Annotated in this window: 21 protein-coding genes; 9 read left to right on the forward strand and 12 right to left on the reverse strand. The window is 63.1% G+C overall.

From position 1 onward, the window contains the following. Positions 1–11 precede the first annotated feature (11 nt). Positions 12–1406, forward strand: coding sequence for a dihydrolipoyl dehydrogenase (lpdA, locus tag VMR39_RS20805; RefSeq protein WP_325418652.1), 1395 nt, complete (start codon positions 12–14; stop codon positions 1404–1406). Further along, positions 1384–2025 carry a phosphatase PAP2 family protein gene (locus VMR39_RS20810; protein ID WP_325418691.1) on the forward strand — a complete coding sequence of 214 codons (642 nt, stop codon included), beginning with the start codon at positions 1384–1386 and terminating at the stop codon, positions 2023–2025. The genes lpdA and VMR39_RS20810 overlap by 23 nt, the downstream gene beginning before the upstream one ends. Here VMR39_RS20810 and VMR39_RS20815 read toward each other — a convergent pair. The 11 genes from VMR39_RS20815 to VMR39_RS20865 form a co-directional block, all read right to left on the reverse strand. Next, a complete protein-coding gene (locus VMR39_RS20815; protein ID WP_325418654.1) occupies positions 1999–3441 on the reverse strand; it encodes a DUF2142 domain-containing protein in 1443 nt (480 codons plus the stop codon). The two genes, VMR39_RS20810 and VMR39_RS20815, sit on opposite strands and share 27 nt — an antisense overlap. A gap of 240 nt (positions 3442–3681) precedes the next feature. Then, positions 3682–4617 carry a hemolysin family protein gene (locus VMR39_RS20820; protein ID WP_325418656.1) on the reverse strand — a complete coding sequence of 312 codons (936 nt, stop codon included), beginning with the start codon at positions 4615–4617 and terminating at the stop codon, positions 3682–3684. 8 nt (positions 4618–4625) lie between these two features. Beyond that, a complete protein-coding gene (gene ybeY / locus VMR39_RS20825) occupies positions 4626–5138 on the reverse strand; it encodes an rRNA maturation RNase YbeY (protein ID WP_325418658.1) in 513 nt (170 codons plus the stop codon). Positions 5139–5224: 86 nt separating this feature from the next. Continuing rightward, positions 5225–6229 carry a PhoH family protein gene (locus tag VMR39_RS20830; protein ID WP_325418660.1) on the reverse strand — a complete coding sequence of 335 codons (1005 nt, stop codon included), beginning with the start codon at positions 6227–6229 and terminating at the stop codon, positions 5225–5227. Positions 6230–6330: 101 nt separating this feature from the next. Further along, positions 6331–7680 carry a tRNA (N6-isopentenyl adenosine(37)-C2)-methylthiotransferase MiaB gene (miaB, locus tag VMR39_RS20835; protein ID WP_325418662.1) on the reverse strand — a complete coding sequence of 450 codons (1350 nt, stop codon included), beginning with the start codon at positions 7678–7680 and terminating at the stop codon, positions 6331–6333. Positions 7681–7689: 9 nt separating this feature from the next. Continuing rightward, entirely contained in the window at positions 7690–8451 is a 762-nt protein-coding gene (locus VMR39_RS20840; RefSeq protein WP_414712566.1) for a lysophospholipid acyltransferase family protein, read from the reverse strand. Between the two features lie 3 nt (positions 8452–8454). Beyond that, on the reverse strand, positions 8455–8877 hold the full coding sequence (locus VMR39_RS20845) for a Fur family transcriptional regulator (protein ID WP_325418666.1): 423 nt from the start codon (positions 8875–8877) through the stop codon (positions 8455–8457). Between the two features lie 120 nt (positions 8878–8997). Continuing rightward, on the reverse strand, positions 8998–9420 hold the full coding sequence (locus tag VMR39_RS20850; protein WP_325418668.1) for a MucR family transcriptional regulator: 423 nt from the start codon (positions 9418–9420) through the stop codon (positions 8998–9000). A gap of 112 nt (positions 9421–9532) precedes the next feature. After that, positions 9533–10012, reverse strand: a complete 480-nt coding sequence (locus VMR39_RS20855; RefSeq protein ID WP_325418670.1) for a GNAT family N-acetyltransferase — start codon at positions 10010–10012, stop codon at positions 9533–9535. Beyond that, positions 10009–10641, reverse strand: coding sequence for a tRNA (adenosine(37)-N6)-threonylcarbamoyltransferase complex dimerization subunit type 1 TsaB (tsaB, locus tag VMR39_RS20860; protein ID WP_325418672.1), 633 nt, complete (start codon positions 10639–10641; stop codon positions 10009–10011). Before tsaB ends, VMR39_RS20855 begins: the two co-directional genes overlap by 4 nt. 84 nt (positions 10642–10725) lie before the next feature. Further along, a complete protein-coding gene (locus VMR39_RS20865) occupies positions 10726–11301 on the reverse strand; it encodes a NifU family protein (protein WP_325418693.1) in 576 nt (191 codons plus the stop codon). Between the two features lie 97 nt (positions 11302–11398). On the opposite strand from VMR39_RS20865, the gene VMR39_RS20870 reads away from it, so the two are divergent. The 4 genes from VMR39_RS20870 to VMR39_RS20885 all read left to right on the forward strand — a co-directional run bounded on the left by VMR39_RS20870 (position 11399) and on the right by VMR39_RS20885 (position 17782). After that, a complete protein-coding gene (locus VMR39_RS20870) occupies positions 11399–11869 on the forward strand; it encodes a pyridoxamine 5'-phosphate oxidase family protein (RefSeq protein ID WP_325418674.1) in 471 nt (156 codons plus the stop codon). A 284-nt stretch (positions 11870–12153) separates the two neighbouring features. Then, entirely contained in the window at positions 12154–13533 is a 1380-nt protein-coding gene (locus VMR39_RS20875) for a DEAD/DEAH box helicase (RefSeq protein ID WP_325418676.1), read from the forward strand. Between the two features lie 150 nt (positions 13534–13683). Next, complete coding sequence (locus VMR39_RS20880) at positions 13684–16578, forward strand: M16 family metallopeptidase (RefSeq protein WP_325418678.1); 2895 nt, start codon at positions 13684–13686, stop codon at positions 16576–16578. Positions 16579–16657: 79 nt separating this feature from the next. After that, the gene (locus VMR39_RS20885) at positions 16658–17782 is read left to right on the forward strand and encodes a glycosyltransferase family 1 protein (protein ID WP_325418680.1); all 1125 of its coding nucleotides are present in this window, start codon (positions 16658–16660) and stop codon (positions 17780–17782) included. A gap of 4 nt (positions 17783–17786) precedes the next feature. Here the strand turns inward: VMR39_RS20885 and VMR39_RS20890 are convergent, their stop codons facing one another. Next, on the reverse strand, positions 17787–18377 hold the full coding sequence (locus VMR39_RS20890; RefSeq protein ID WP_325418682.1) for a helix-turn-helix domain-containing protein: 591 nt from the start codon (positions 18375–18377) through the stop codon (positions 17787–17789). Between the two features lie 118 nt (positions 18378–18495). Between VMR39_RS20890 and VMR39_RS20895 the strand changes: the two genes are divergently transcribed. The 3 genes from VMR39_RS20895 to VMR39_RS20905 all read left to right on the forward strand — a co-directional run. Further along, positions 18496–19665, forward strand: coding sequence for an efflux RND transporter periplasmic adaptor subunit (locus tag VMR39_RS20895; RefSeq protein WP_325418685.1), 1170 nt, complete (start codon positions 18496–18498; stop codon positions 19663–19665). A 3-nt stretch (positions 19666–19668) separates the two neighbouring features. Beyond that, the gene (locus VMR39_RS20900; RefSeq protein ID WP_325418687.1) at positions 19669–22842 is read left to right on the forward strand and encodes an efflux RND transporter permease subunit; all 3174 of its coding nucleotides are present in this window, start codon (positions 19669–19671) and stop codon (positions 22840–22842) included. 5 nt (positions 22843–22847) lie between these two features. Continuing rightward, a partial coding sequence (locus VMR39_RS20905; protein ID WP_325418689.1) for a TolC family protein occupies positions 22848–23610 on the forward strand: 763 nt, incomplete at its 3' end.

A 23610-nucleotide genomic window follows, 5' to 3' on the forward strand; every position in this document is an offset into this window, starting at 1 on the left:
AGAGACTGATCATGGCTGAGAATTACGATGTCATCGTTCTGGGCTCCGGCCCTGGCGGCTATGTTGCCGCGATCCGTGCGGCCCAGCTGGGTCTGAAGACCGCGATCGTGGAGCGCGAGAATCTGGGCGGCATCTGCCTAAATTGGGGCTGCATTCCGACCAAGGCGCTGCTGCGTTCGGCGGAAATCTTCCACTATATGCAGCATGCCGGCGACTATGGCCTGGTGGCCGAGAAGATCAGCGCCGACATCGCGGCGGTGGTGAAGCGCTCGCGCGGTGTCGCCAAGCAACTCAATCAGGGCGTCACGCACCTGATGAAGAAGAACAAGATCACCGTCCATATGGGCGACGGCAAGCTGCTCGGTAAGGGCAAGCTGAGCGTCACCAAGGATGGCAAGACCGAGGAACTGACGGCGAAGAACATCATCGTCGCGACCGGCGCCCGTGCTCGCGACCTGCCCTTCGCCCCGGCGGACGGCAAGCGGGTGTGGACGTATCGCCACGCGATGACCCCGCCGGAAATGCCGACCAAGCTGCTGGTCATCGGGTCGGGCGCGATCGGTATCGAGTTCGCGAGCTTCTACAACGACATGGGCACTGACGTGACCGTGGTCGAGATGATGGACCGCATCGTTCCCGTCGAGGACAAGGATGTGTCGGCCTTCCTCGAAAAGGCGGTGAAGAAGCAGGGCATGACGATCATGACCGGCGCGGGCGTCGACAAGCTGGAAGTCGGCGCAAACGGCGTCAAGGCGGCGATCAAGGACAAGGATGGCAAGGTCGTCAGCGGCGATTACAGCCACGTCATCGTCGCGATCGGCATCGTGCCCAATACAGAGAATATCGGCCTGGAAGAACTGGGCATCAAGACCGAGCGCGGCCATATCGTCACCGATCCGATGTGCAAGACCAGCGTCGAGGGCATCTGGGCGATCGGCGACGTGACCGCGCCGCCATGGCTGGCGCACAAGGCGAGCCATGAAGGCGTGATCGCGGCCGAAGCGATCGCGGGCAAGCATCCGCACGCGATGGACGTGCGCAATATTCCGGGCTGCACCTATTGCCACCCGCAGATCGCCAGCGTGGGCCTGACCGAAGCCAAGGCGAAGGAAGCGGGCTATGATGTGAAGGTCGGCATGTTCCCCTTCATCGGCAATGGCAAGGCAATCGCTCTGGGCGAGGCGGAAGGCTTCACCAAGACGGTGTTCGATGCCAAGACCGGCGAACTGCTGGGCGCGCACATGATCGGCGCGGAAGTCACGGAAATGATCCAGGGCTATACCATCGGCAAGACGCTGGAGACGACCGAGGCGGAACTGATGCACACCGTCTTCCCGCATCCGACCATTTCGGAATCGATGCATGAAAGCGTGCTTGCCGCTTATGGGCGTGCGCTCCATATCTGATCGGCGGATATTACTGACAAAAGGCGCGGGGGCTCTGGCTCTCGCGCTTTTTTGCGTTCTTGCCATTGCGGTCATGCAGCGGGCGGGGTGGCTCGATGGTCTGAATGTCGGGCTGATGGGCTGGGCCGGACATGCGCGCGATACGGCGGTCGGACAGCATGTCACGGTCGTGATGCGGTTGGCGTCGGCGATCGGCGGGACGATCGGCAGGATCGCGCTGGTGTTGCTGGTGGCGGGGCCTTTGCTATGGGCAGGGCTTCGGCGGTCTGCGTTCTGGCTGTTGCTGGTCGTGATCGGCGGGACGCTGCTTAACCTTGCGCTCAAGCAGATATTCGCCGCGCCCCGTCCCGACCTGCTGCCGCATCTGGATGTGGTCCATACCTACAGTTTTCCCAGCGGCCATTCGGCGGGGAATATGATCTTTTTCGGTGCGCTGGCGATGCTCGCCGGGCGGCGCGGGGGCTATTGGGCGGCGGCGGTCGTGATCGCGCTGATCGGCGTCAGCCGGGTATGGCTGGGCGTGCATTGGCCGAGCGATGTGACTGCCGGCTGGATCGAGGGGCTGGGCTGGCTTGCCCTGTGTGGCGTCTGGCTACCAGCGCGGCGAAGGGAGCAATAGCGCGCGGGCGATGCTGCTGTGCGGGGGCTTGCCATCGCTAGTGATGAAGCCGTGCACCCAGAAACTGTCGAACGCCGTCGCGGCGGCGATCAGCAGCAGCGGCATGGCGGTAACGGCAAGGAGGCATGGTGCGCCTCTTATCGCGCGATCGGGCGACAGGGCGAGCAGCACCAACGGCAGTAGCGGCAGGAAATAGCGGCCCTGCGTCCCTTGAATATAGTTGGCGCCCAGCGGCGTGCCGGTGAGATACATGGCAGTCTCTATGAGCAGCGCGACGCCGGCCGCGATGGCCAGCCACCAGAGGCGCTGGACCAGGCCGAAGCGTGCGCCCGACCCACTTGCCACACCCGCAGCCAGCATCAGCATTGCCAGCGGATAGGCGAGCAGCGGCAGCAGGATCGCGTTCCAGCCGATGCGGCCGACGATCTGGAGCATGTAGACCGGCGCTCGTTCCATGACGCTGGTGACGAGAATGCGGACATAGCCTATCGGATCGTGGAAGACGATGTCGAGCTGGTCGCCGAGCGGTGCGGTCATCATCGTCTCGCCGGTTTTGCGCGACTGAATATGATAGAGCGCCTGACTACCGCCGGAATAGTGCATCCATCCGACAAAGGCGAGCGCGCCCAATGCCATCGCGCCGAGGACCAAACCGGGCCGGATATCGCGGCGATGCTGCTGCCAGCGCAGGCCCGCGGCCATCAACGGCAGATAGACGCCTTTGCAAAGTGCCAGCAGCGGTCCGGTGATGATCAGCGCGGCTGAGCGGGCCGGGGCTGCACCCATGAAGCCGGTGCGCAGGGCAAGCGCGAGGCATAGGAAGCCGAGGCCATTGATCACCGCATCGGGCGAAAGCGAGCCGGTCTGATAGGCGAAGGTTGGGAGCAGCGCGGTCGCCAGCATGGCGTTGCGACCGAAAGGCAGCAGGCGCAGCGCGGCGATCAGCAGGGCGAGGCCGGTCAGCAGGTTGACTAGCCGGCCGACATAGAAGGCGTCGATCCACGCCAGGTCCAATGCCCGGCCAAGCAGCAGCCCGGCAGCGCCGGGGGCATAGAGGCTGGGCGCATAGCTGGCGACATTGGGGAAGTCGGCGAAGGCGGTTCCGCTGCGACCGGCGTCGGCGGTGGCGCTGTCGGCTAGTTGTCTGCGATTGAAGCGGCGGAGTTCGGACGGTACGTCGGTCGGAAAATCCACGGCATGGATGTCGAGCGCTGCACGCGGCAGTTCCGCGCCGATAGCGTCGCCGCGCTGCTCGCTCAGGATGCGGCCCTGCGCCAGCGACAGGGCCTTCATATAATGCTGGTTTTCGTCGGGCGCCTGAAAGGGCGGCGTCACGATCGCGAAGAAGAGCGTCGCGGCGCAAATGGCGGCGAGGAGCAGTTTCTCGATGGAGGTCCATGGGGCGGCGAACAGCATGTCCACGCCGCCATGTCGCTGCATCGATCGTCGTTCGTTTCGCATCGCCTGCCTGTGGCTCGTTTCGGAGCATCGCATCGTTCAAGGGGCCGCAGGCTGAACTTGTGGAAGGATCGAGCATCTCCACTGAAGGGAAAGGCAGCGATTCGACAGGTTCAGGCCGAACGGCGTGACGAGGCGGAGTTTGTCAGGCGAGGCTTAATATTTCGCGTTGGTATCGAACGATTGCGATGAAGAGACTTATTCTTCTACCACTTCCCGCTCGACTGGCGGATGGAGGCGGAGGCGGGTGACGCGGCGGCCGTCGCTGGCGACGATCTCCAGCTTCCAGCCGCTTTCGTCATGTTCGAGGATTTCGCCCGGCTCCGGTACGCGACCGGCCAGCACGAAAGCCAAGCCGCCCAGCGTGTCGACATCTTCCTCGACATCGCCCAATTTCGGGTCGATTTCCTCGGCGACATCGTCCAGTTCGGCGCGTGCGTCGGCTTCCCACAGGCCGCCGTCGAGCGGGACCAGCATCGCCTCCGGCGCATCGTCATGCTCGTCTTCGACCTCGCCGACGATTTCCTCGACCAGATCCTCGAAGGTCAGTAGCCCTTCCGTGCCCGAATATTCGTCGAGCACGATGGCAAGATGGGTGCGTTTGGCCCGCATTTCGGCGAGCAGGTCGAGCGCGCCCATGCTTTCGGGGACATAGAGGGGCTGGCGGATCAGCGGCGCCAGCGTTGCAGGAACCGGCTCCTTGCCCGCCAGGATCGCGAAGGCATCGCGAATGTGGATCATGCCCACTATGGTGTCGAGATTTTCGCGATAGACCGGGATGCGGCTATGACCAGCCTCGGCAAACAGCGCCGCGAGATCGGCGAAGCTCGCCTTTTCCTCGATCGCGATGATGTCGGAGCGGGGGACCGCCACGTCGTCGACCGTATGTTCGGAAAAATGGAGGAGGTTGCGGACCATCTGGCGCTCGATCGCCGACAGGTCGCCCTTGGCGGGCGGATTCTCGTCCTTTTCATCCTCGTCATATTCGTCGAGGGCTTCTTCCAGCTCCTTGCGAAGGCTGGTTTCCTCACCCTCGCCAAACAGAAGCGACTTGATGCCGCTCCATAAGCCGCCCTCGTTGCTACTGTCCGCTTCTTTCGAAGAGGTGCTGTCCTTCGGGCTGCCTTCAGCCATAATCTGATCTATTCCCCTGTTACTCGATCCCCATAGGGATCAGAAAGGCCCATGCTGAGGAGCGCCGCGATCTCCAGCGCTTCCATCGCTTCGGCCTCATTGTCCTCCATATGGTCATATCCAAGCAAATGAAAAGTCCCATGGACGATCAGATGCGTAGCATGGTCGGCGATCGATATGCCCTTTTCCGCGGCCTCGGCAGCGCAGACGCCCTCCGCCAGCACGATATCGCCAAGCAATACTTCGCCGTCGTCTGTGTTGGCGGTGACTTCCAAAAGGTCTTCCTGCACCATCGGGAAGGATAGCACGTTAGTGGGCTTGTCCTTGTCGCGATAGGCGCGGTTGAGGGCGTGGACTTCCTCGTCCGAGGTCAGCTTCACCGCTACCTCGTACAGCGTCTGGTCGGCCGCGAAGGCGGCGTACGGGCTGTGCGCGATGGCGGTGCTGACGGCGCGCTGGGCCAGGAATTCCCAGTCCACATCGGGCCAGCCTTCTTCATGGAGGACGGCGACTTCAATCATTAATTATACTCCGTTCGCTTCGAGAGACGTCACGAAGCGATGCGTTGTCGTTTCTCGACTTCGCTCGAAACGAACGGCTGCTATTCTTATGCATCCGGCCCCTCATAGGCCTGGACGATGCGTCCGACGACCGGGTGACGGACGACGTCGCCTACCCCGAACGGTACCATGGCGATGCCTTCCACGCCGTCGAGCCGCGCGACTGCATCGGCAAGGCCCGACACGCCCGGTTGCGGCAGGTCGACCTGCTTGGGGTCGCCGCAGATGACCATGCGACTGCCCTCGCCAAAGCGGGTCAGGAACATCTTCATCTGGGCGATGGTGGTATTCTGCGCCTCATCCAGCACGATGAAGGCATTGGCGAGCGTGCGGCCACGCATGAAGGCAAGCGGGGCAATCTCGATCTCACCCGATGCGATGCGTCGTTCGACCTGCTCGGCCGGCAGGGTGTCGTGCAGCGCGTCATAGATCGGGCGGAGATAGGGATCGACCTTTTCCTTCATGTCACCGGGCAGGAAGCCCAGCTTTTCGCCTGCTTCCACCGCTGGGCGGGACAGGATCAGCCGATCGACGCTGCCGGTGATGAGCTGGCTCACCGCCTGGGCGACGGCGAGATAGGTCTTGCCGGTGCCTGCCGGGCCGAGCGCGAAGATGATGTCGTTCCGGTTGAGCGCTTCCATATAAGTGACCTGCGTCGCGGAGCGCGGCACGATGGTCTTTTTGCGCGTGCGGATCATCACCTTGGGCGGTTCGGCGACGTCATTGCGGATGATGCCGTCTAGTGTCGGTTCGGAAGACATGGCTATCACCGCCTCGACCGCGCCGGCGTCGATTTCCTGACCGGCGATGATACGGTTGTAGAGGCCGGTCATGACGTCGCGCGCGCGGGCGGCCGCTTCGGCCTCGCCCTCGATCTGGAGCTTGTTGCCGCGCGCGGCGATGTAGACACCGAGCCGATTTTCGATCGCCACCAGATTCTGGTCATATTGACCGAACAGCGTGGTCAGCAGATGCGGCCGGTCGAACGTGACTTCGAGCCGGGCGCGTTCGGCCACATCGGTACGATGGTTCTGGTTGGGTTTCTTGGACATTCAGCAGCCTCCCTTGCTCGTCATTCCCCTCGATCGACCGGTTCGCTGCCGGGTTAGGGGGATTTGGGTTCCCGTGATTGCGGGATTGACGAGGCTTTGGTTCAAGCGGCCTTCCTCCTGCTGAGTTCGCCGGCCAGGCTGTTCGGGCCGGCGCTGATGATATCGACTTCGACCATGTCGCCGATGGCCAGGTCCGGGGCGGTCACGACGACCGACTGGAGCCAGGGCGACTTGCCGATGAGCTGGCCGGGATAGCGGCCCTTTCGCTCAAGAAGAATGTCGGTGGTGCGGCCCACGGTCGCGCTGTTGAATTCCACCTGATGGCGGTTGATCAGCGCCTGAAGCCGGGCGAGCCGGTCGTCCATTACTTCGGCCGGGATCTGGTGATCCATGTCGGCGGCCGGGGTGCCGGGTCGTGGGCTATATTTGAACGAATAGCATTGGGCGTAGCGGACCTGTTCGACGATCTTCAGCGTGTCCTCGAACTCTTCATCGGTTTCGCCGGGGAAGCCGACAATAAAGTCGCCCGACAGCGCGATGTCCGGCCGGACTTCGCGCACGCGTTCGATGATGCGCAGATAGGATTCCGCGCTGTGGCTGCGGTTCATCGCCTTCAGGATGCGGTTGTTGCCCGACTGCACCGGCAGGTGGAGGAAGGGCATCAGCTTGGGTTCTTCGCCATGGGCGGCGATCAGGCCGTCGCTCATGTCGTTGGGATGGCTGGTGGTGTAGCGGATGCGCTTGAGGTCGCTGATCTTCGCCAGTTCGCGGGCCAGCCCGTCCATGCCTTGGCTGCCGCCCTTGTCGTCCTCCCCGGTCCAGGCATTGACGTTCTGGCCCAGCAGCGTGATTTCGCGCACGCCGCCGTCGACCAACGCCTTCGCCTCGTCGAGGATCGCGCTCCAGGTGCGGCTGATTTCCGCACCGCGCGTATAGGGCACCACGCAATAGGTGCAGAATTTGTCGCAGCCTTCCATGATGGTCAGGAAAGCGGTCGGCCGCGCCTGCTTGGTGCGGGCGGGCAGAGCGCCGAACTTTGATGCCAGCGGCATGTCGGTATCGACGGCTTCCTCGCCCCGACCGACCTTGTCGATCAGGTCCGGCAGGCGGTGATAGGCCTGCGGACCGACGACGATGTCGACATTGCGGGCGCGGCGCTGGATCTCGCTGCCCTCGGCCTGCGCGACGCAGCCGGCCACGGCGATCATCGGGCGCGTGCCATCCTCGCGGGTCAGCCGGCCGATGTCGGAATAGACCTTGTCCACCGCCTTTTCGCGGATGTGGCAGGTGTTGAGGATCACGAGATCGGCGTCCGTTCCATCCGCAGCGGCGGTCATGCCCTGCGTGCCCAGCATCTCAGCCATACGCTCGCCATCATAGACGTTCATCTGGCAGCCGAAGGATTTGACGTGGAAGGTCGCTGGAGTCTTTTGGGCGTCGTTACGATTCATGTGGTCCGTCTATACAGGGCGTATCGTCGGAGAGGAAGGGTGCTGATGGGAGGCGATGCTTCGGCCTATCCGATCCTGTGCGATGGCTGCGATCGCCTTGCGGTCGGCGCAAGCGGCGGGATCGAACGGCTCCAGAAAGCGGATCGTGACTGGCAGCTTGCCCCTGCGACCGAGGATGCGTCTGGCGTTGGTGCCCGCCGGTTCGTCGCCATGCCAGGCGATGGCAGCGGTTTCAGCGCCATAGTCAATATGGACGGGCTGGATCATCACAGTGCGGGGCGGTGGGAGCAGTACGGCCAGAAGCGAGGGCTTGAAGGGCAAGAGGCCGCTGCCGTCGCTTGTGGTGCCTTCGGGAAAGAGCGCGACCGGCTGGTGTCCGAGCAGGGCGGCGCGCAGAGCATCGAGTTGGCCCGACAGCGCGCCGCGCCGTTCGCGGGATACGAACAAGGTGTTGTTCTGCGCGGCGAGCCAGCCGATTACCGGCCAGCGGGCGACGCCATCATGGGAGACGAAGGCGGCGCCGGTCGCGCCGCCCAGCGCCAATATGTCTATCCAGCTGACATGATTGGCGAGGATGAACATGTCGCCATCGTGCGGGAGACCTTCGATCCGCACCTTTGCACCGACCGACCGGGCCGCCAGCGCCAGGAAACGCGGCGGCCATAGGGAAGGCCGGCGAAAAAGACGCCACAGCAGATGAGGAATGAGGCAGAGCAGCAGGCTGCTGACCAGCGCGCCGATCCGCAAAAGGAGACGGGCGCTGGCCAAGATGGATCAGTTCTTGCGGTCGAGAGCTACGCCGTACAGTTCCATGCGATGGTCGACCAGGCGGAAGCCCAGCTTTTCGGCGATCTGCTTCTGAAGCTGTTCCAGTTCCGGGTCCACGAATTCAATGACGTTGCCGGTTTCGACATCGATCAGATGGTCGTGATGCGATTCCGGGGCGGCTTCGTACCGGGCGCGGCCGTCGCCGAAATCATGGCGTTCCAGGATGCCGGCTTCCTCAAACAGGCGCACCGTCCGATAAACGGTTGCGATCGAGATACCCGGATCGATGGCGGCGGAACGGCGGTGCAGTTCCTCCACATCGGGATGGTCGGTGGCGTCGCTGAGCACCTGGGCGATCACGCGGCGCTGTTCGGTGATGCGCAGCCCCTTTTCATGACAAAGGGCTTCGACGTCGATTTTGCGGTTCATGCAGGCTCGCTTGATTGCTTTTGCGAAAAGTCGGACAAAGCCTAGCGACTTTTATCCAAACAGGAAAGGGGCGCGTCGGCGACGCGCCCCTTCCGTGGAAGGCTCTGACGAGCGCGGTAATTATTTGCCGCGGGTGCGACGGCGCTTGGTGCCGAGGCCGATCTTCTTCGCCAGGCTGCGGCGCTGTTCGGCATAGTTGGGGGCGACCATCGGATAGTCGGCCGGCAGGCCCCACTTGGCGCGATAATCTTCCGGCGTCATCTGATAATGGGTCATCAGGTGGCGCTTCAGCATCTTCAGTTTCTTGCCGTCTTCAAGGCAGATGATGTAATCCGGCTTGATCGAGGAGCGGACCGACACGGCGGGTTCCGGCTTCACTTCAGGGGCGGCAACCGGCTGGTTCAGGGCCGAGAGGGCTGCGTGAACATTCTGGATCAGCGAAGAAACGTCCGAAACAGCGACGCTGTTATTGGATACGTGCGCAGCCACAATGTCCGACGTCAAAGTAATGAGCAGTTCGCTCTGAGCCGATTCGGTTTCCATTTTCCTGTTTCCTACAAGGCTATATTGTTTTGCGACCCGCCCGAGGAGATTATTTCAGGAGCGGTACGGCTTCGCTAGACCTTGCTCTTTCATTTCGCAAGGCCTGAATCTGTCACATTCGCATATCCAAGCGAAAACTTAATGCGTCATATAGTTGGCCATCATTACCGCGATAATAACCGGGGCGGCGATGAACATATTCGAACCCGGTCTTCTCATAGAGACGAACTGCATTGTTGGTCGCGCGTACTTCAAGATTCATTGATATGATGCTCTTGCGACGTGCAGTAACCAGACTGTCGCGCAACAGTGTTTCACCAACGCCGCGTCCACGCCAAAGTGGAGCGACCGCAAGCAGCAGCAATTCGCATTCGTCCAGAACCGACCGGACCAGCGCGAAGCCGAGCGGTGTCGCATCGACATGCGCGATCGTCAGCCAGGTGCCGGGCATCATCATCACGCCGGCCAGCTGGGGCAGCGTCCATGCTTCGCCATAGATGGGGTCGAAGGCTGCGACCATGACGTCCATCGCGTCGGACATCGCGTTGCGGTCCGCTTCTTCGTAGATGTCGAGGGCGAGGCCGGGGATCATGTTGCGGCGCGCTCCGCCATCGTCTTGGCATCTGCCCCCCGGCCATAGATGGGTGACGGTGGAAGCGGTGAGATATTTGCGATCAGCGGATAGTCGCCGGCATCGGGATAGAGGCTGACCGCCGTACCGTAGCCGCGGGCGGTGACGAGCGCTTCGGCACCGGTGCCGAAAACCGTGCCTGCATCGATCCTCTCGGCAAGCGCCGTGATCGGGGTCGATGCAATTTCGCTGGAGGCGGTCAGGCCGTCGGCGGTGAAGCTTTGCCAGAAGAGTTCGCCATGGCCGCCGGTGATGGTGACGATGATCGGTTCGTCACTCTCCGCTCGTGCCCGCGCGGCACAAGCAGCGATCAGGGAGGGCGCGCTGTAGCCGTGGAGCGGGATGTTCCAGGCGAGCGCCAGTGCGCGCGCAGCGGCGATGCCGATGCGCACGCCGGTAAAGCTGCCGGGGCCGACATCCACGGCGATAGCGTCGGCGCGGCCGCCATCCGGCAGGGCGGCGATTGCGGGCAGCAACGCTTCGGCGTGGCCGCGCCCGACAATCTCGTGAAACCGACCGATCGGCGCGCCGTCTTCCAGCAGCGCCACGGACAGGGCCTGTGTCGCAGTGTCGATCACCAGCAGGCGCAAAAATGACTCCCTCAAGCGGACCCGAAACGGGGGATTCGCCTAGCGGTTAGTCGATCCGGCCGGATTTGCCAAATCGCCTTGCGGTCAGACCGCGCGGACTTCCGTCACTTCAGGGACATAATGTTTGAGCAACTGCTCGATGCCGTTCTTGAGCGTGGCCGTGGAGGAAGGGCAGCCGGAGCAGGCGCCCTGCATCTTGAGATAGACGGTGCCCTTGTCAAAGCCGCGATAGATGATGTCGCCGCCGTCATTGGCGACGGCCGGGCGGACGCGGGTATCGATCAGTTCGCGGATCTGCTCGACGATCTCGGCATCTTCCGGATCGTCGGCAAAACCCTCGTCATCGGCCGGCACGCTGATGCCGGCGGCGCTGCCTGGAGCGAAGAGCGGCATGTTCGCCGAGAAATGTTCCAGCAACGTGGCGAGCACGTCAGGCTTTACGTCGGACCATTCCGATCCGGGCGCGATCGTGACCGACACGAAGTTGCTGCCGAAGAACACGCCGGTGACGTCGCCAAGGCCGAACAGCGCGTCGGCCAGCGGCGATGCTTCCGCTTCCTCGGGCGTCGCGAAATCGCGCGTGCCTGCTGCCATGACCTCGCAGCCGGGGAGAAATTTGATGGTCGCCGGATTGGGCGTCAGTTCGGTCTCGATCAGCATGGCGTTCATGTGGCGATTGATGCGGTCAAGATCAAGCGTTTCGGGAACTTCGCTTCTCTCCGTCCATTGAAAGGATAAGTCGCAAGGAGACAGGATGATGACCAACGAAGCCGATATTCGTGAGCGTTTCTGGGCGGATTTGTCGAGCAGCCCGTTCCTGATGGTCGGGTTGCAGAACAGCGCCGAACATAGTGTGCCGATGACGGCTCAACTCGATCCGAAGGCCAGTCACTGCTTCTGGTTCTACACGGCGAAGGATAATCGTCTGGCGCCGGGCGGTCCGGCGATGGCGCAGTTCGCGGCCAAGGATCATTATCTTTTCGCGTGCATAGAAGGCACGCTGGTGCCGGAACATGACCCGGCGGTGATCGACCGCTACTGGTCGAAGGAAGTGGAAGCCTGGTATCAGGGCGGGCGCAACGACCCAAATCTGCTCATGCTGAGATTCGATCTGGGCACGGCCGAAATCTGGCGCGCTGACCTGTCGATCAAGGGCGTGTTCAAGATGATGTTTGGCGGCGATGTACGCGACGAGATGAAGGGCAAGCACGCCGAGGTCGCGCTCTGATTCGCGTTGAAGGGTAAAAATCCGGCGGCCCTGTCGTAGTGCCGGGGCCGCTTGCTATTTGGCTGCACTTCCTCCATATGCGCTGCAACGCAGCAGATGACCTTTTGGTCCCCAGCGATTGGCAGCGTGATCGTCCCTTATCCCCGAAGGATTGGCGGACCGGCCAATGACAGTCTGCGCCAAGCTTGAGGCTTCCCTTTTCACGCGGGTCGTTTCGTAACCCGCCTCGCGCCCTTGCTGCGTCCGCAGCGAAGTCGGCGCATGGCCGACTTGTGAGTTTATCCATGGAATTTACCGATCTTGGCTTGTCCGAGCCGATCCTGAAGGCGCTTGCTGCCAAGAAATATGCTACTCCGACGCCGATCCAGCAGAAGGCGATCCCCGTCCTGCTGGAAGGTCGCGATCTGTGCGGCATCGCCCAGACCGGCACCGGCAAGACGGCGGCCTTCGCGCTGCCCAGCCTCGACTATTTCGCCCGCAACCCCAAGCAGACCCCGCTCAAGGGCTGCCGGATGCTGGTGCTGTCGCCCACCCGCGAACTGGCCGCGCAGATCGCGCAGAGCTTCCGCGACTATGGCCGCTTCTTGAAGCTGTCGGTCGAAACCGTGTTCGGCGGCGTGCCGATCAACAAGCAGATTCGCGCCCTGTCGCACGGCGTCGACATCGTCGTCGCCACGCCCGGTCGCCTGCTCGACCTGATCGACCAGCGGGCCTTCACCATCAAGGATACGGAAATCTTCGTCCTCGACGAAGCCGACCAGATGATGGACATGGGCTTCATCCATCCGCTGCGCCGCATTGCCAAGCTGCTGCCGCGCGAGCGTCAGAACCTGTTCTTCTCGGCCACCATGCCCAAGGAAATCGAAGCGCTGGCCGGCCAGTTCCTGAATGATCCGATCAAGGTCAGCGTCGCGCCGCAGTCGACCACGGCCGAGCGGGTCCGCCAACAGGCCACCTTCGTCAATCAGGCGGAAAAGCAGGCATTGCTGCATATCGTGCTGAAGACCGAGGATATCGACCGCGCGTTGATCTTCACCCGTACCAAGCATGGAGCGGACCGCGTCGTGCGCTTCCTTGAAGGGGCGGGCATCGACGCCTTTGCGATCCATGGCAACAAGAGCCAGGGTCAGCGCACCACGGCGCTCCAGGCTTTCCGTCAGGGTAAGGTAAAACTGCTCGTCGCGACGGACATCGCTGCGCGCGGCATCGACGTGTCGGGCGTCAGCCATGTCATCAACTTCGAGATTCCGAACGTGCCGGAGCAATATGTCCACCGCATCGGACGCACCGCGCGGGCCGGAGCCGAGGGCGTCGCGATCAGCTTCGTGGCGGACGACGAGCGGCCCTATCTGAAGGCGATCGAGAAAGCGACGCGCGTAAAGCTGGACATCGCGCCGCTGCCCGAGAATTTTATGGAGGCAGTGCGCAGCCTTCCCAAGCCTGCCGCGCCGCGCAAGGGGCCGAGCCAGACGCCCCAGCAGCAGGCCAGGCGCGCCGATGGCCAGCGTCGCTATCAGGACCAGCAGAAGGCCCAGCGTGGCGCGCCCGACAAGGCGCATCGCGGCGAGGGCGACGGTGCCAAGAAGCCGGTTCGCCGTCGGCGTCGTGGCGGCGGCGTCGGCACGCACAAGGGCGCGGTCCAGCGCACGGGCGCGCCGCGCTGATCTGAAAATCGCCATTCATTGCGTGACGAACGGAAGGGCTTTTCCGGTAGGCACGGGATGAACGGGAAATGGGGCGATCCATCCCAAGGTCGCCCCATGATGTTCTTTGTCAGTGGCCATTCAGGAAAATGCCGCTAGGCTGCTGCGCCTATGCGTTTTTCTTCCCGCCGTTCGGCTGCTTCGCTCACCATCCTCGCCCTGCTTCTGTCGGGTTCCGCGCTGCCTCTCGCGGCGAAGGCCGACCCGGCGGCTATTCCCGTCCCCGCCGCAGGCGCGACGCAGGCGCAGACGCGCCCCTGGCTCTACGAAAATAGCGATGTGCCGATCGATACGGCGTGGCGGTTCGGCACTCTGCCCAATGGGCTGCGCTACGCCATCCGGCGCAATGGCGTGCCGCCGGGGCAGGTGTCCGTCCGGTTGCGGATCGACGCCGGGTCGCTGATGGAGCGCGAGGATGAGCAGGGCTATGCGCATTATATGGAGCATCTCTCCATGCGCGGATCGCGCCATGTGCCCGATGGCGAGTCGAAGCGGATCTGGCAGCGGCTTGGCGTGACCTTCGGCAGCGACAGCAACGCGCAGACTACGCCGACGGGCACCACCTATGCGCTCGACCTGCCGCAGGCGACACAGGCGACACTGGGCGAGAGCATGAAGATCCTCGCCGGGATGATGCTCGACCCCAATATCGTCGATAGCGCCGTCGATGCAGAGCGCGCGGTCGTCCTTGCGGAAAAGCGCGAGAGCGATGGGCCGCAGAGCCGCGTGTCCGACGCCAGCCGCAAGCATTTCTTCGCGGGTCAACCGCTGGCGGAACATGCGCCGATCGGCACGGTGGCGACCCTGAATGCTGCGACGGCGGCGAAGCTGGAGGCGTTTCATCAGCGTTGGTATCGCCCCGAAAATGCAGTGATCGCGATTTCGGGCGACATCGATCCGGCGCTTGCCGAACAGCTGATCAAGGATAATTTCGCTAGTTGGACGGCCGCGGGCAAGGGGGCGGCGATCCCCGATTTCGGAGCGCCAGATGCCAAGCTGCCGGCAACGGCGGTGCTGGTCGAGCCGGGGGCGCCGACCGGTCTGACCATGGCATGGCTACGTCCGTGGAAGCCGCATGCGGACACGATCGTCTATAATCAGGACAAGCTGACCGACATGCTGGCGCTCCAGATCATCAGTCGCCGCTTCGAGCAGGCTGCGCGGGCGGGCGGCAGCTTTCTTCAGGCCAATGTCGAGCAGCAGGATGTGAGCCGATCGGCCGATGGTACTTTCCTGTCGATCATCCCCAGTGGCGACAATTGGGAAAAGGCGCTGAACGATGTGCGCTCCATCGTCGAGGATGCGAAGGCGACGCCGCCCAGCCAGGCTGAAATAGACCGCGAATATGCACAGATGGATATGGCGCTCGCCATTCAGGTCGAAAATTCGCCGACGGAAGCCGGGGCCAAACAGGCGACCGATCTGGTGAGCGCGGTCGATATTCGCGAAACCACGGTCAGCCCGCAGGCTGCGGTCGATATCTTCCGCTCAGGCAAGCCGGCGATGACTCCAGCCAAGATACTGGAGTCGACGCAGCGGCTGTTTTCCGCCGGGGTGTTCCGCGCGCTGCTGGTGACTGGGAAGATTCAGCCGGGCGTCGATGCGAAACTGGCAGCGGCCGTGGCTGCGCCGGTCAAGGCGGCGACCAACGCCCGCCTGACCGACAAGCCGGTGACGATGGACGACCTGCCCAAATTCGGTGCGCCAGCCACGGTGGTATCGCGCGAGCAGGTCGGCCTGCCGGGCATGGAGACGATCACCTTCTCCAATGGCGTCAAGCTGACCCTGTTTGCCAATGATGCCGAGCCGGAGAAGGTGCGGATCAATGTGCGTTTCGGTCATGGGCAGCAGGCTTTCTCACCAACCAAACCGGTCGCGAGTTGGGCGGGCGATTATGCGTTGGTGGCAAGCGGCATCGGCAAGCTGGGCCAGCGGGAACTGGACGAGCTGACTATCGGACGCCGCATGGGCCTGGATTTCGACGTCGATGACGATGCTTTCGAATTGCAGGCAATCACGCGCCCGGCCGACTATAGGGACCAGTTGCGGCTGTTCGCGGCGAAACTGGCCGCGCCGGGGTGGGATCCCGCGCCGATCGCGCGGGTGAAGACCGGTGCGATCGTCGCCTACGACGCCATGTCTCGGTCGCCCGACGCGGTGCTGGGGCGCGATCTCAACTGGCTGCTGCATGACAAGGATGTGCGGTTCCGCACTCCATCGCGGACCGAGATCGAGGCGCTGACGCCGCAGGCTTTCCGTTCGACCTGGGAGCCGGTGCTGGCATCCGGGCCGATCGAGATCCAGATTTTCGGCCATGTGAAGGCGGAAGAGGCGATCCAGGCGGTTTCGGCAACCTTTGGCGCCATGCCCAAGCGCGCCGACACGCCGGTGCCCGCCGCCAACAAGGCAATGCGTTTCCCTGCCCATGTGGAGGCGCCCGTCGTCCTGCGGCACAAGGGCGACAAGGATCAGGCGGCGGCGGTCATGGCCTGGCCGACGGCCGGCGGCTTCGCGCTCCAGAAGGAAGGGCGGCAGCTGGAAATCCTGACCCAGATTTTCAACGACCGCCTGTTCGACAAGCTGCGTTCGACCGAGGGGGCGGCCTATTCGCCCAGCGTGCAGAATAACTGGCCCTTCTCCTATGAAAGTGGCGGCTATATTCTCGTCACCAGCCAGGTCCGGCCGGCTCGGGTCGCCTATTTCTACGATGTGGTTAAGGCGACGGCGGCCGACCTGGTAAAGACGCCAGTCAGCGCCGATGAATTGCAGCGGGCGGTCGCGCCGATGCAGCAATTGCTGATGCGGGCGAGCACCGGCAACGCCTTCTGGATGAATCAGATGGAGGGGGCGACCCATGATCCTCGCTATGTCCAGGCGATGCAGACCATGTCGAAAGACATGCTGACGGTGACGCCGGCGGACTTGCAGGCGCTGGCCGCCAAATATCTGGTACCGGGCAAGAGCTGGTCCACGGTCGTCCTGCCGGAGGGCGCGACGGCGAAATAAGGGATTGGAAGACGGCGTAGTTGACGCTAGGCCCCGCTGATCATTGGGGAAGGTACGCGCGAATGACGGACATGGCGCGATGAGCCTGCGGGTCATATTGTCGGTCGAGGCGCTCGGTCCTCATCTGTCGGGTATCGGCCGCTACAATTGGGAACTGGCACAGCGCCTGCCGTTCGTCAGCGGCGTGCGCAGCCTTCGTTACTATCGCAACGGAAAATGGATTGCGCGGCCGGCACAACTGCTCGATCCGGCCGGTATCCCCTTATGGGGCAACAAGCCGTTGCGATGGTTGCGCAATCGATCCCGGTGGGCATTAAGGCTGCGCGACGCGGCGGCCATGCGTGGATGCGTATTCCATGGACCCAATTATTTCCTGCCACCGGCAGCGGCCGGCGGCGTCATCACGGTCCACGACCTTTCCATCCTTCGCTATCCCGACACCCATCCGGCCGAGCGGTTGCGCCAGTTCGAGCGCTATTTCCGCCGCTCGGTCGACCGGGCCGGACATATCATCACCGACAGCGAGACGACGCGCACGGAGGTGGCCGATTTTCTGGGTTTCGACGTAGGCAGGATCACAGCGGTTCCGCTTGCGGCCAGTCCGGCCTTTCATCCGCGCCCGGTGGATGCCATCAGGCCGGCACTCAAGCGCTATGATATGGTGCCGCAGGGCTATGCGCTTTGCGTCTCGACCGTCGAGCCGCGCAAGCGGATCAGCGAATTGCTCCATGCCTGGGAAAATCTGCCGTCGGCGGTACGCGACCGTTGGCCGCTGATGGTGACTGGCGGGGCGGGTTGGCTCAGCGATGGGGTGCGCAACCTGATGGACAAGGGCGCGCGGCAGGGATGGGTTCGCTATCTAGGCTATGTACCGGAGGAGGATTTGCCGCAGCTCTATGCCGGAGCCGCGCTGTTCGTCTATCCATCCGTTTATGAGGGATTCGGCCTGCCGCCGGTCGAGGCTATGGCGAGCGGCGTGCCTGCCGTGGTGTCCGACGCATCCTGCCTGCCCGAAGTCACCGGGGGCGCTGCCATGCTGGTGCAGCCGGAAGATGTCAGCGATTTTTCCCGGAAACTGGAGCGGGCGCTGGTCGATGCGTCCTGGCGACAGGCGGCGATCGCGAAAGGGTTGGCGGTGGCCGGCGGATATAGCTGGGACCGCTGCGCGCATGAAACGGTGGATGTGTATCGACGGTTGGTTTGAACCGTCAATGCACGGCCTTCAGTCCGGCGACGATCATCTGAGAGCCGCGTCGGGCGGCGCGCTGAGCACTCAGTTTCGGGCGCGAGACGCTGCGATGGCCGAATCCGAACATGCAGGCGAGGATCAATTCTTCCGCTGCGTCCAGCGCTTCGCCCGACAAATCGGGATTGGCGATGCAGGCGAAATCGCGCAGAATGGCACGAAATCCGGCGCATAAAGTGGCGATCGTTTCGCCGACCGCGTCATTGCGAAACGACTCGGCCAATATGTCGAAGGAGAAGGCCTCATCCTTCTCGCTTTCGGTGCCATGCAGCAAAAGTTGCTCGAAAGTTTGCTCAAGGCTGAGTTCGCCGGCTTCCAGCTTTGTGCGCAAAATAACCATGTCGGCATTCCATGCATCAGAGTCCGACTGGACCAGCGCCTCGATGATATCTTCCTTGCCCTTGAAAAGGCGGTAGATTTGGCCGACCGAAACCTGAGCAGCGGATGCGAGTTGCGCCATTGAGGTCTGATGAAACCCGCGTGTCGCAAACAGGTCACGCGCCGCGGTCAATATACGGCTTCGACCGTCTTTTTCATGCTGCACTGCAACCATTTTCTACCCCTTGGCGTTTTTCGCCTCTTGAATATTCTGTGCCATGATCCTACGTGCCGGGCAAGCGGAATGAACGTTCATTCCGAACATCTGATCCTTAGTGAAACGGAATTCAGCGATGCAAAAGGGGATTTTCACCGGATTGCTGGCGTGCGCGTCGGCCTTGGCGCTCAGCGCGTGCGGCGAGAGTCCGCCGCCTGCGCCTCCGCCGCCAGCAGTCGGCGTGGTGACGTTGAAGACCGAGTCGGCGCCGCTGCTCAACGAACTGCCGGGCCGCATAACCGCTTTCGAGACGGCTGAAGTTCGGCCGCAGATCAGCGGGATCATTCGCCGTCGCCTGTTCGAAGAGGGCGGTTTCGTGCGCGCTGGCCAGTTGCTCTACGAGATCGACGACGCCCCCTATCGCGCCGCGCTCGCACAGGCGCAGGGCTCGCTCGCCAGCGCCAATGCCACGATCAATTCGACCAACTTGCAGGCGCAGCGCTACAAGGAACTGGTCGGCATCAACGCCGTCAGCAAGCAGCAATATGACGATGCTGTCGCTACGGCGCAGCAGGCGCGCGCCAATGTTGCAGCGCAGCGTGGTGCCTTGCAGGCGGCGCAGGTGAACCAGAATTTCACCCGCATTCGCGCGCCCATTTCCGGCCGTATCAGCCGTTCGCTCTTCACTCCTGGCGCTCTTGTTCAGGCGGGGCAGGCGGATGCGCTCACGACGATCCAGCGTACCGATACGGTCTATGTCGACGTGACCCAGTCGGCTGCCCAGGTCATCGACCTCAAGCAGGCAATGAAGAAGGGTGGCGTCAGTGAAGCGGGAGGTGCGCGGATACAGTTGCTGCTGCCCAATGGCAGCGCCTATCCGATCGAGGGGCGCCTGCAATTTTCCGAAGTGACCGTCGATCAGACGTCCGGCGCTGTCACGATGCGCGCCAGCTTCCTCAATCCCGATGGTCTGCTTCTGCCCGGCATGTATGTGCGCGCGAAGTTGGTCGAAGGGCAGGTAGCCCAGGCTATCCTGGCGCCGCAGCAGGGCATTAGCCGTGATGCGCGCGGTCGTGCGACCGCGATGATCGTGGGCAAGGACAACAAGGTCGAGCTGCGTCAGGTCGAGGTCGACCGCGCCATTGGCGACAAGTGGATCGTGACGAGCGGCCTCAAGCCCGGCGACAAGCTGATCGTGGAAGGGCTGGTGAACCTGCGCCCCGGTTCCGTCGTTAGGCCCGGCGCGCCGCAGCAGATCACCGCCACCCAGAACGGAGCGCCGGGCGCGCAGGGCGGGGCGAAGTAAGCCATGGCCCGCTATTTCATCGACAGGCCCATCTTCGCGTGGGTCATCGCCATCGTCATCATGCTTGCCGGGTTGCTTGCGATCCGCTCGCTACCGGTCGCGCAGTTCCCCGAAATCGCGCCGCCGGCGGTGACGATCCAGACCACCTATCCGGGTGCCAACGCCCAGACGCTGGAAAGCACGACGACGCAGATCATCGAGCAGCAGCTCAAGGGCATCGATAATCTGCGCTATTTCTCGTCGACCAGCGACGGTTCCGGCAACCTCAACATCACCTTGACCTTCGAGCAGGGCACCGATCCCGACATCGCGCAGGTCCAGGTGCAGAACAAGCTGTCGCAAGCGACGCCGCTGTTGCCCCAGGAAGTGCAGCAGCAGGGCCTGCGCGTCAGCAAGTCGACCTCCAGCTTCCTGCTGATCATGGCCGTCTATGCCGATGACGGCATTCACGACCAGGAAGATGCAAGCGACTTCATCGCGTCGACGCTTCAGGATCCGATCAGCCGCGTCACCGGTGTCGGCGATACACAGCTGTTCGGTTCGCCTTATGCCATGCGTATCTGGCTCGACCCCTACAAGATGGCCAATCTGGGCATCACGACCGGGGATGTGAAGTCGGCGATCACGGCGCAGAACGCGCAGGTGTCGGCCGGTCAGATCGGTGGTTCGCCCTCGCCCAAGGGGCAGGCGCTCAACGCCACCGTCACCGCCCAGTCGCGTCTGCGCACGCCGGAGGAATTCCGCAATATCCGCCTGCGCAGCAACAGCGACGGTTCAGTCGTGCTGATGTCGGACGTCGCCAAGGTCGAACTGGGCGCGGAAACCTATGGTTTCGGCGTGAAATTCAACGGTCATCCAGCCTCGGGCTTTGGCGTCAAGCTGGCACCGGGCGCGAATGCGCTCGACACTGTGGAAGCGGTGAAGAGCCGCGTCGACCAGCTGTCGAAGAACTTCCCCAGCTGGGTCAAATATGACTTCCCGGTCGATAACTCGACTTTCGTCAAGCTGTCGGTCGAGCAGGTCATCCACACCCTGTTCGAGGCGGTGCTGCTCGTCTTCGTCGTCATGTTCCTGTTCCTTCAGAACTGGCGTGCGACGCTGATCCCGACGATCGCGGTGCCGGTGGTTCTGCTGGGCGCGCTCGCGATCCTGAGCGTGGCGGGCTTCACCATCAACACGCTGACCCTGTTCGGCATGGTGCTGGCGATCGGTTTGCTGGTCGACGACGCGATCGTCGTCGTCGAGAATGTCGAACGTCTGATCCAGGACGAGGGGCTCAGCCCTAAAGAAGCCGCGCGCAAGTCGATGGACGAAATCAGCGGCGCGCTGATCGGCATCGGCCTGGTCCTGTCGGCAGTGTTCCTGCCGATGGCCTTCTTCGGCGGCTCCACCGGCGTCATCTTCCGCCAGTTTTCGATCACCATCGTGTCGTCGATGATCCTGTCGGTGCTGGTGGCGTTGATCCTGACTCCGGCACTGTGCGCCACGATCCTGAAGCCGGCCTCGCACGGCCATAGCTGGAACGGGCCGATCGGCTCCGTCTTCGGCCGCTTCTTCGACTGGTTCAACCGCACTTTCGACAAGGGCGTGGTCCGTTACGGCAAGGGCGTCGAGAAGGTCGAGCATCGCTGGGGCCGGACGATGCTGGTCTACGGCCTGATCGTGGTCGGCATGGCCTTCATCTTCCTGCGCCTGCCGAGCGGCTTCCTGCCGGATGAAGATCAGGGCATCATCATCAACCAGGTGTCGCTGCCTGCGGGCACGACGCTGGAAGAAACCGAGCGCGCGCTGACCCGGATGCGCAACCATTATATGGTGGACGAGAAGAAGAACGTCTCTGCTGTCTTCACCATCGCAGGCTTCGGCTTCGTGGGGCAGGGGCAGAATGTCGGCATCGTGTTCGCCCGAATGAAGGATTGGGAGGACCGCAAGGCCGCCGACGACCGGGTTCCAGCGATCGCCCTGCGCGCCAACATGGCGTTCCAGAAGATCTCGTCGGGCATGGCCTTCGCCTTCGTGCCGCCGGCAGTGCAGGAACTCGGCAACGCGTCCGGTTTCGACTTCCAGCTGCTCGACCAGGCCAATCTGGGCCATGAAAAGTTGCTGGCGGCCCGTAATCAGCTCCTTGGTATGGCCATGGGCGACAAGCGTCTGGCGCAGGTCCGTCCCAACGGTCTGGAAGATACGGCGCAGTTGAAGCTGAACGTCGATCAGTCGGCGGCGGGTGCGCTGGGGATCGCCCAGTCCGACGTCAACGACACGATCAGCACCAATCTGGGTGGCACCTACGTCAACGACTTCATCGATCGTGATCGCGTGAAGCGGGTCTTCGTTCAGGCGGAAGCGCCTTTCCGGACGTCGCCCGATGCCATCAATGCTTTCCATGTCCGTGGTAGCTCCGGCACGATGGCGCCGCTTTCGGCCTTCGCCACCACCGAATGGGTGCAGGGGCCGGCGCGCCTGGAGCGGTTCAACGGCGTTCCGTCGATGAACATCCAGGGCGCGCCTGCGCCGGGCGTGTCGAGCGGTACGGCGATGCAGGCGATGGAGGAGTTCGCCGCCAAGCTGCCGGCCGGCATCGGCTTCAGCTGGAACGGCATTTCCTATGAGGAGCGGACGTCCGGTGGTCAGGCGCCCTATGTCTATGCGCTGTCGATGCTGATCGTGTTCCTGTGCCTTGCGGCTCTCTATGAGAGCTGGTCGGTGCCGATCGCGGTGATGCTGGTGGTTCCGCTGGGCGTGCTGGGTGCGGTGATCGCGGCCAGGCTGGCAGGGCTGAACAACGACATCTATCTTCAGGTCGGCTTGATCACGACCATCGGTGTGTCGGCGAAGAATGCGATTCTGATCGTCGAGTTTGCCGAGGAAAAGATGCGCGAAGGCATGGCGCCCGCTCAGGCGGCGCTGGAAGCGGGCAAGCTGCGTCTGCGACCGATCCTGATGACCAGCTTCGCCTTCATCTTCGGCGTGCTGCCTCTGGCGATGTCGAAGGGCGCAGGCGCAGGCGGTCAGAATGCGATCGGCTGGGCGGTTGTCGGCGGCATGCTGTCGGCGACGGTGCTGGCGGTCTTCTTCGTCCCCGTCTTTTTTACCGTCGTGAAGCGGCTGTTCCGCGAACATAAGAACCATGAAGCGGCTGACGATACGGCAACGCCGCACGCGCCGCAGGAGGCTTGAAAACCATGCGCAATTTGAAAGCGCTGGGCGCCGTTACTCTCTCGCTGGCACTGGCCGCCTGCGACATGGCACCCAAATATGTGCGGCCGGAATTGCCGGTGCCCGCCGCCAGCCCGCAGGGGCCGGCCTATGCCGCCGATGGCGGACAGGCCGCGATCGTGCCGGCAGAAACCGGCTGGCGCGATTTCTTCACCGATGTCCGACTGGCGCGGGTGATCGAAACCGCGCTCGCCAATAATCGCGACCTCCGTCTGGCAGTCGCGAACGTGGCGCAGGCGCGGGCGCAATATCGGGTGCAACGAGCCGATCTCCTCCCCACGGTGGGCGCGACCGGGACGGCGACCTATTCCGAACAGCCACTCGTCCAGTTCGGTCAGGCCCAGCGGTTGAACACGGACGTCTATCAGGCGCAGGTAGGGATATCGGCTTGGGAAATCGACCTGTTCGGCCGGGTGCGCAACCTGACCAGGGCGGCGCAGGAGCAGTATTTCGCGAGCGTCGAAACTCGCAACGCGGCGCAGACCACCCTGATCGCTGAGACGGCCAATGCCTGGCTGACGATGGCGGCGGACCAGGAAAGGCTGCGCATCGCCCGCGATCTGGAAAAAGCGTTCGGCAAGACGCTGGAACTGACCAAGGCGCGGTTCGACAAGGGCATAGCGTCCGAACTGGAAGTGCGGCAGGCGCAGACCAGCTATGATTCGGCGCGGTCGGACATTGCCGAGGCGACCACTTTGGTCGCGCAGGACCAGAATGCGTTGAACCTGC

Origin of the sequence: Sphingobium sp. (assembly GCF_035511395.1) — a bacterium.
Classification (GTDB): Bacteria; Pseudomonadota; Alphaproteobacteria; order Sphingomonadales; family Sphingomonadaceae; genus Sphingobium.

Coding starts and splice junctions, on each gene's coding strand:
- lpdA (WP_325418652.1), top strand. CDS start 12: ATGGCTGAGAATTACGATGTCATCGTTCTGGGCTCCGGCCCTGGCGGC.
- VMR39_RS20810 (WP_325418691.1), top strand. CDS start 1,384: ATGGGCGTGCGCTCCATATCTGATCGGCGGATATTACTGACAAAAGGC.
- VMR39_RS20815 (WP_325418654.1), bottom strand. CDS start 3,441: ATGCTGTTCGCCGCCCCATGGACCTCCATCGAGAAACTGCTCCTCGCC.
- VMR39_RS20820 (WP_325418656.1), bottom strand. CDS start 4,617: ATGGCTGAAGGCAGCCCGAAGGACAGCACCTCTTCGAAAGAAGCGGAC.
- ybeY (WP_325418658.1), bottom strand. CDS start 5,138: ATGATTGAAGTCGCCGTCCTCCATGAAGAAGGCTGGCCCGATGTGGAC.
- VMR39_RS20830 (WP_325418660.1), bottom strand. CDS start 6,229: ATGTCCAAGAAACCCAACCAGAACCATCGTACCGATGTGGCCGAACGC.
- miaB (WP_325418662.1), bottom strand. CDS start 7,680: ATGAATCGTAACGACGCCCAAAAGACTCCAGCGACCTTCCACGTCAAA.
- VMR39_RS20845 (WP_325418666.1), bottom strand. CDS start 8,877: ATGAACCGCAAAATCGACGTCGAAGCCCTTTGTCATGAAAAGGGGCTG.
- VMR39_RS20850 (WP_325418668.1), bottom strand. CDS start 9,420: ATGGAAACCGAATCGGCTCAGAGCGAACTGCTCATTACTTTGACGTCG.
- VMR39_RS20855 (WP_325418670.1), bottom strand. CDS start 10,012: ATGATCCCCGGCCTCGCCCTCGACATCTACGAAGAAGCGGACCGCAAC.
- VMR39_RS20865 (WP_325418693.1), bottom strand. CDS start 11,301: ATGCTGATCGAGACCGAACTGACGCCCAATCCGGCGACCATCAAATTT.
- VMR39_RS20870 (WP_325418674.1), top strand. CDS start 11,399: ATGACCAACGAAGCCGATATTCGTGAGCGTTTCTGGGCGGATTTGTCG.
- VMR39_RS20875 (WP_325418676.1), top strand. CDS start 12,154: ATGGAATTTACCGATCTTGGCTTGTCCGAGCCGATCCTGAAGGCGCTT.
- VMR39_RS20880 (WP_325418678.1), top strand. CDS start 13,684: ATGCGTTTTTCTTCCCGCCGTTCGGCTGCTTCGCTCACCATCCTCGCC.
- VMR39_RS20885 (WP_325418680.1), top strand. CDS start 16,658: ATGAGCCTGCGGGTCATATTGTCGGTCGAGGCGCTCGGTCCTCATCTG.
- VMR39_RS20890 (WP_325418682.1), bottom strand. CDS start 18,377: ATGGTTGCAGTGCAGCATGAAAAAGACGGTCGAAGCCGTATATTGACC.
- VMR39_RS20895 (WP_325418685.1), top strand. CDS start 18,496: ATGCAAAAGGGGATTTTCACCGGATTGCTGGCGTGCGCGTCGGCCTTG.
- VMR39_RS20900 (WP_325418687.1), top strand. CDS start 19,669: ATGGCCCGCTATTTCATCGACAGGCCCATCTTCGCGTGGGTCATCGCC.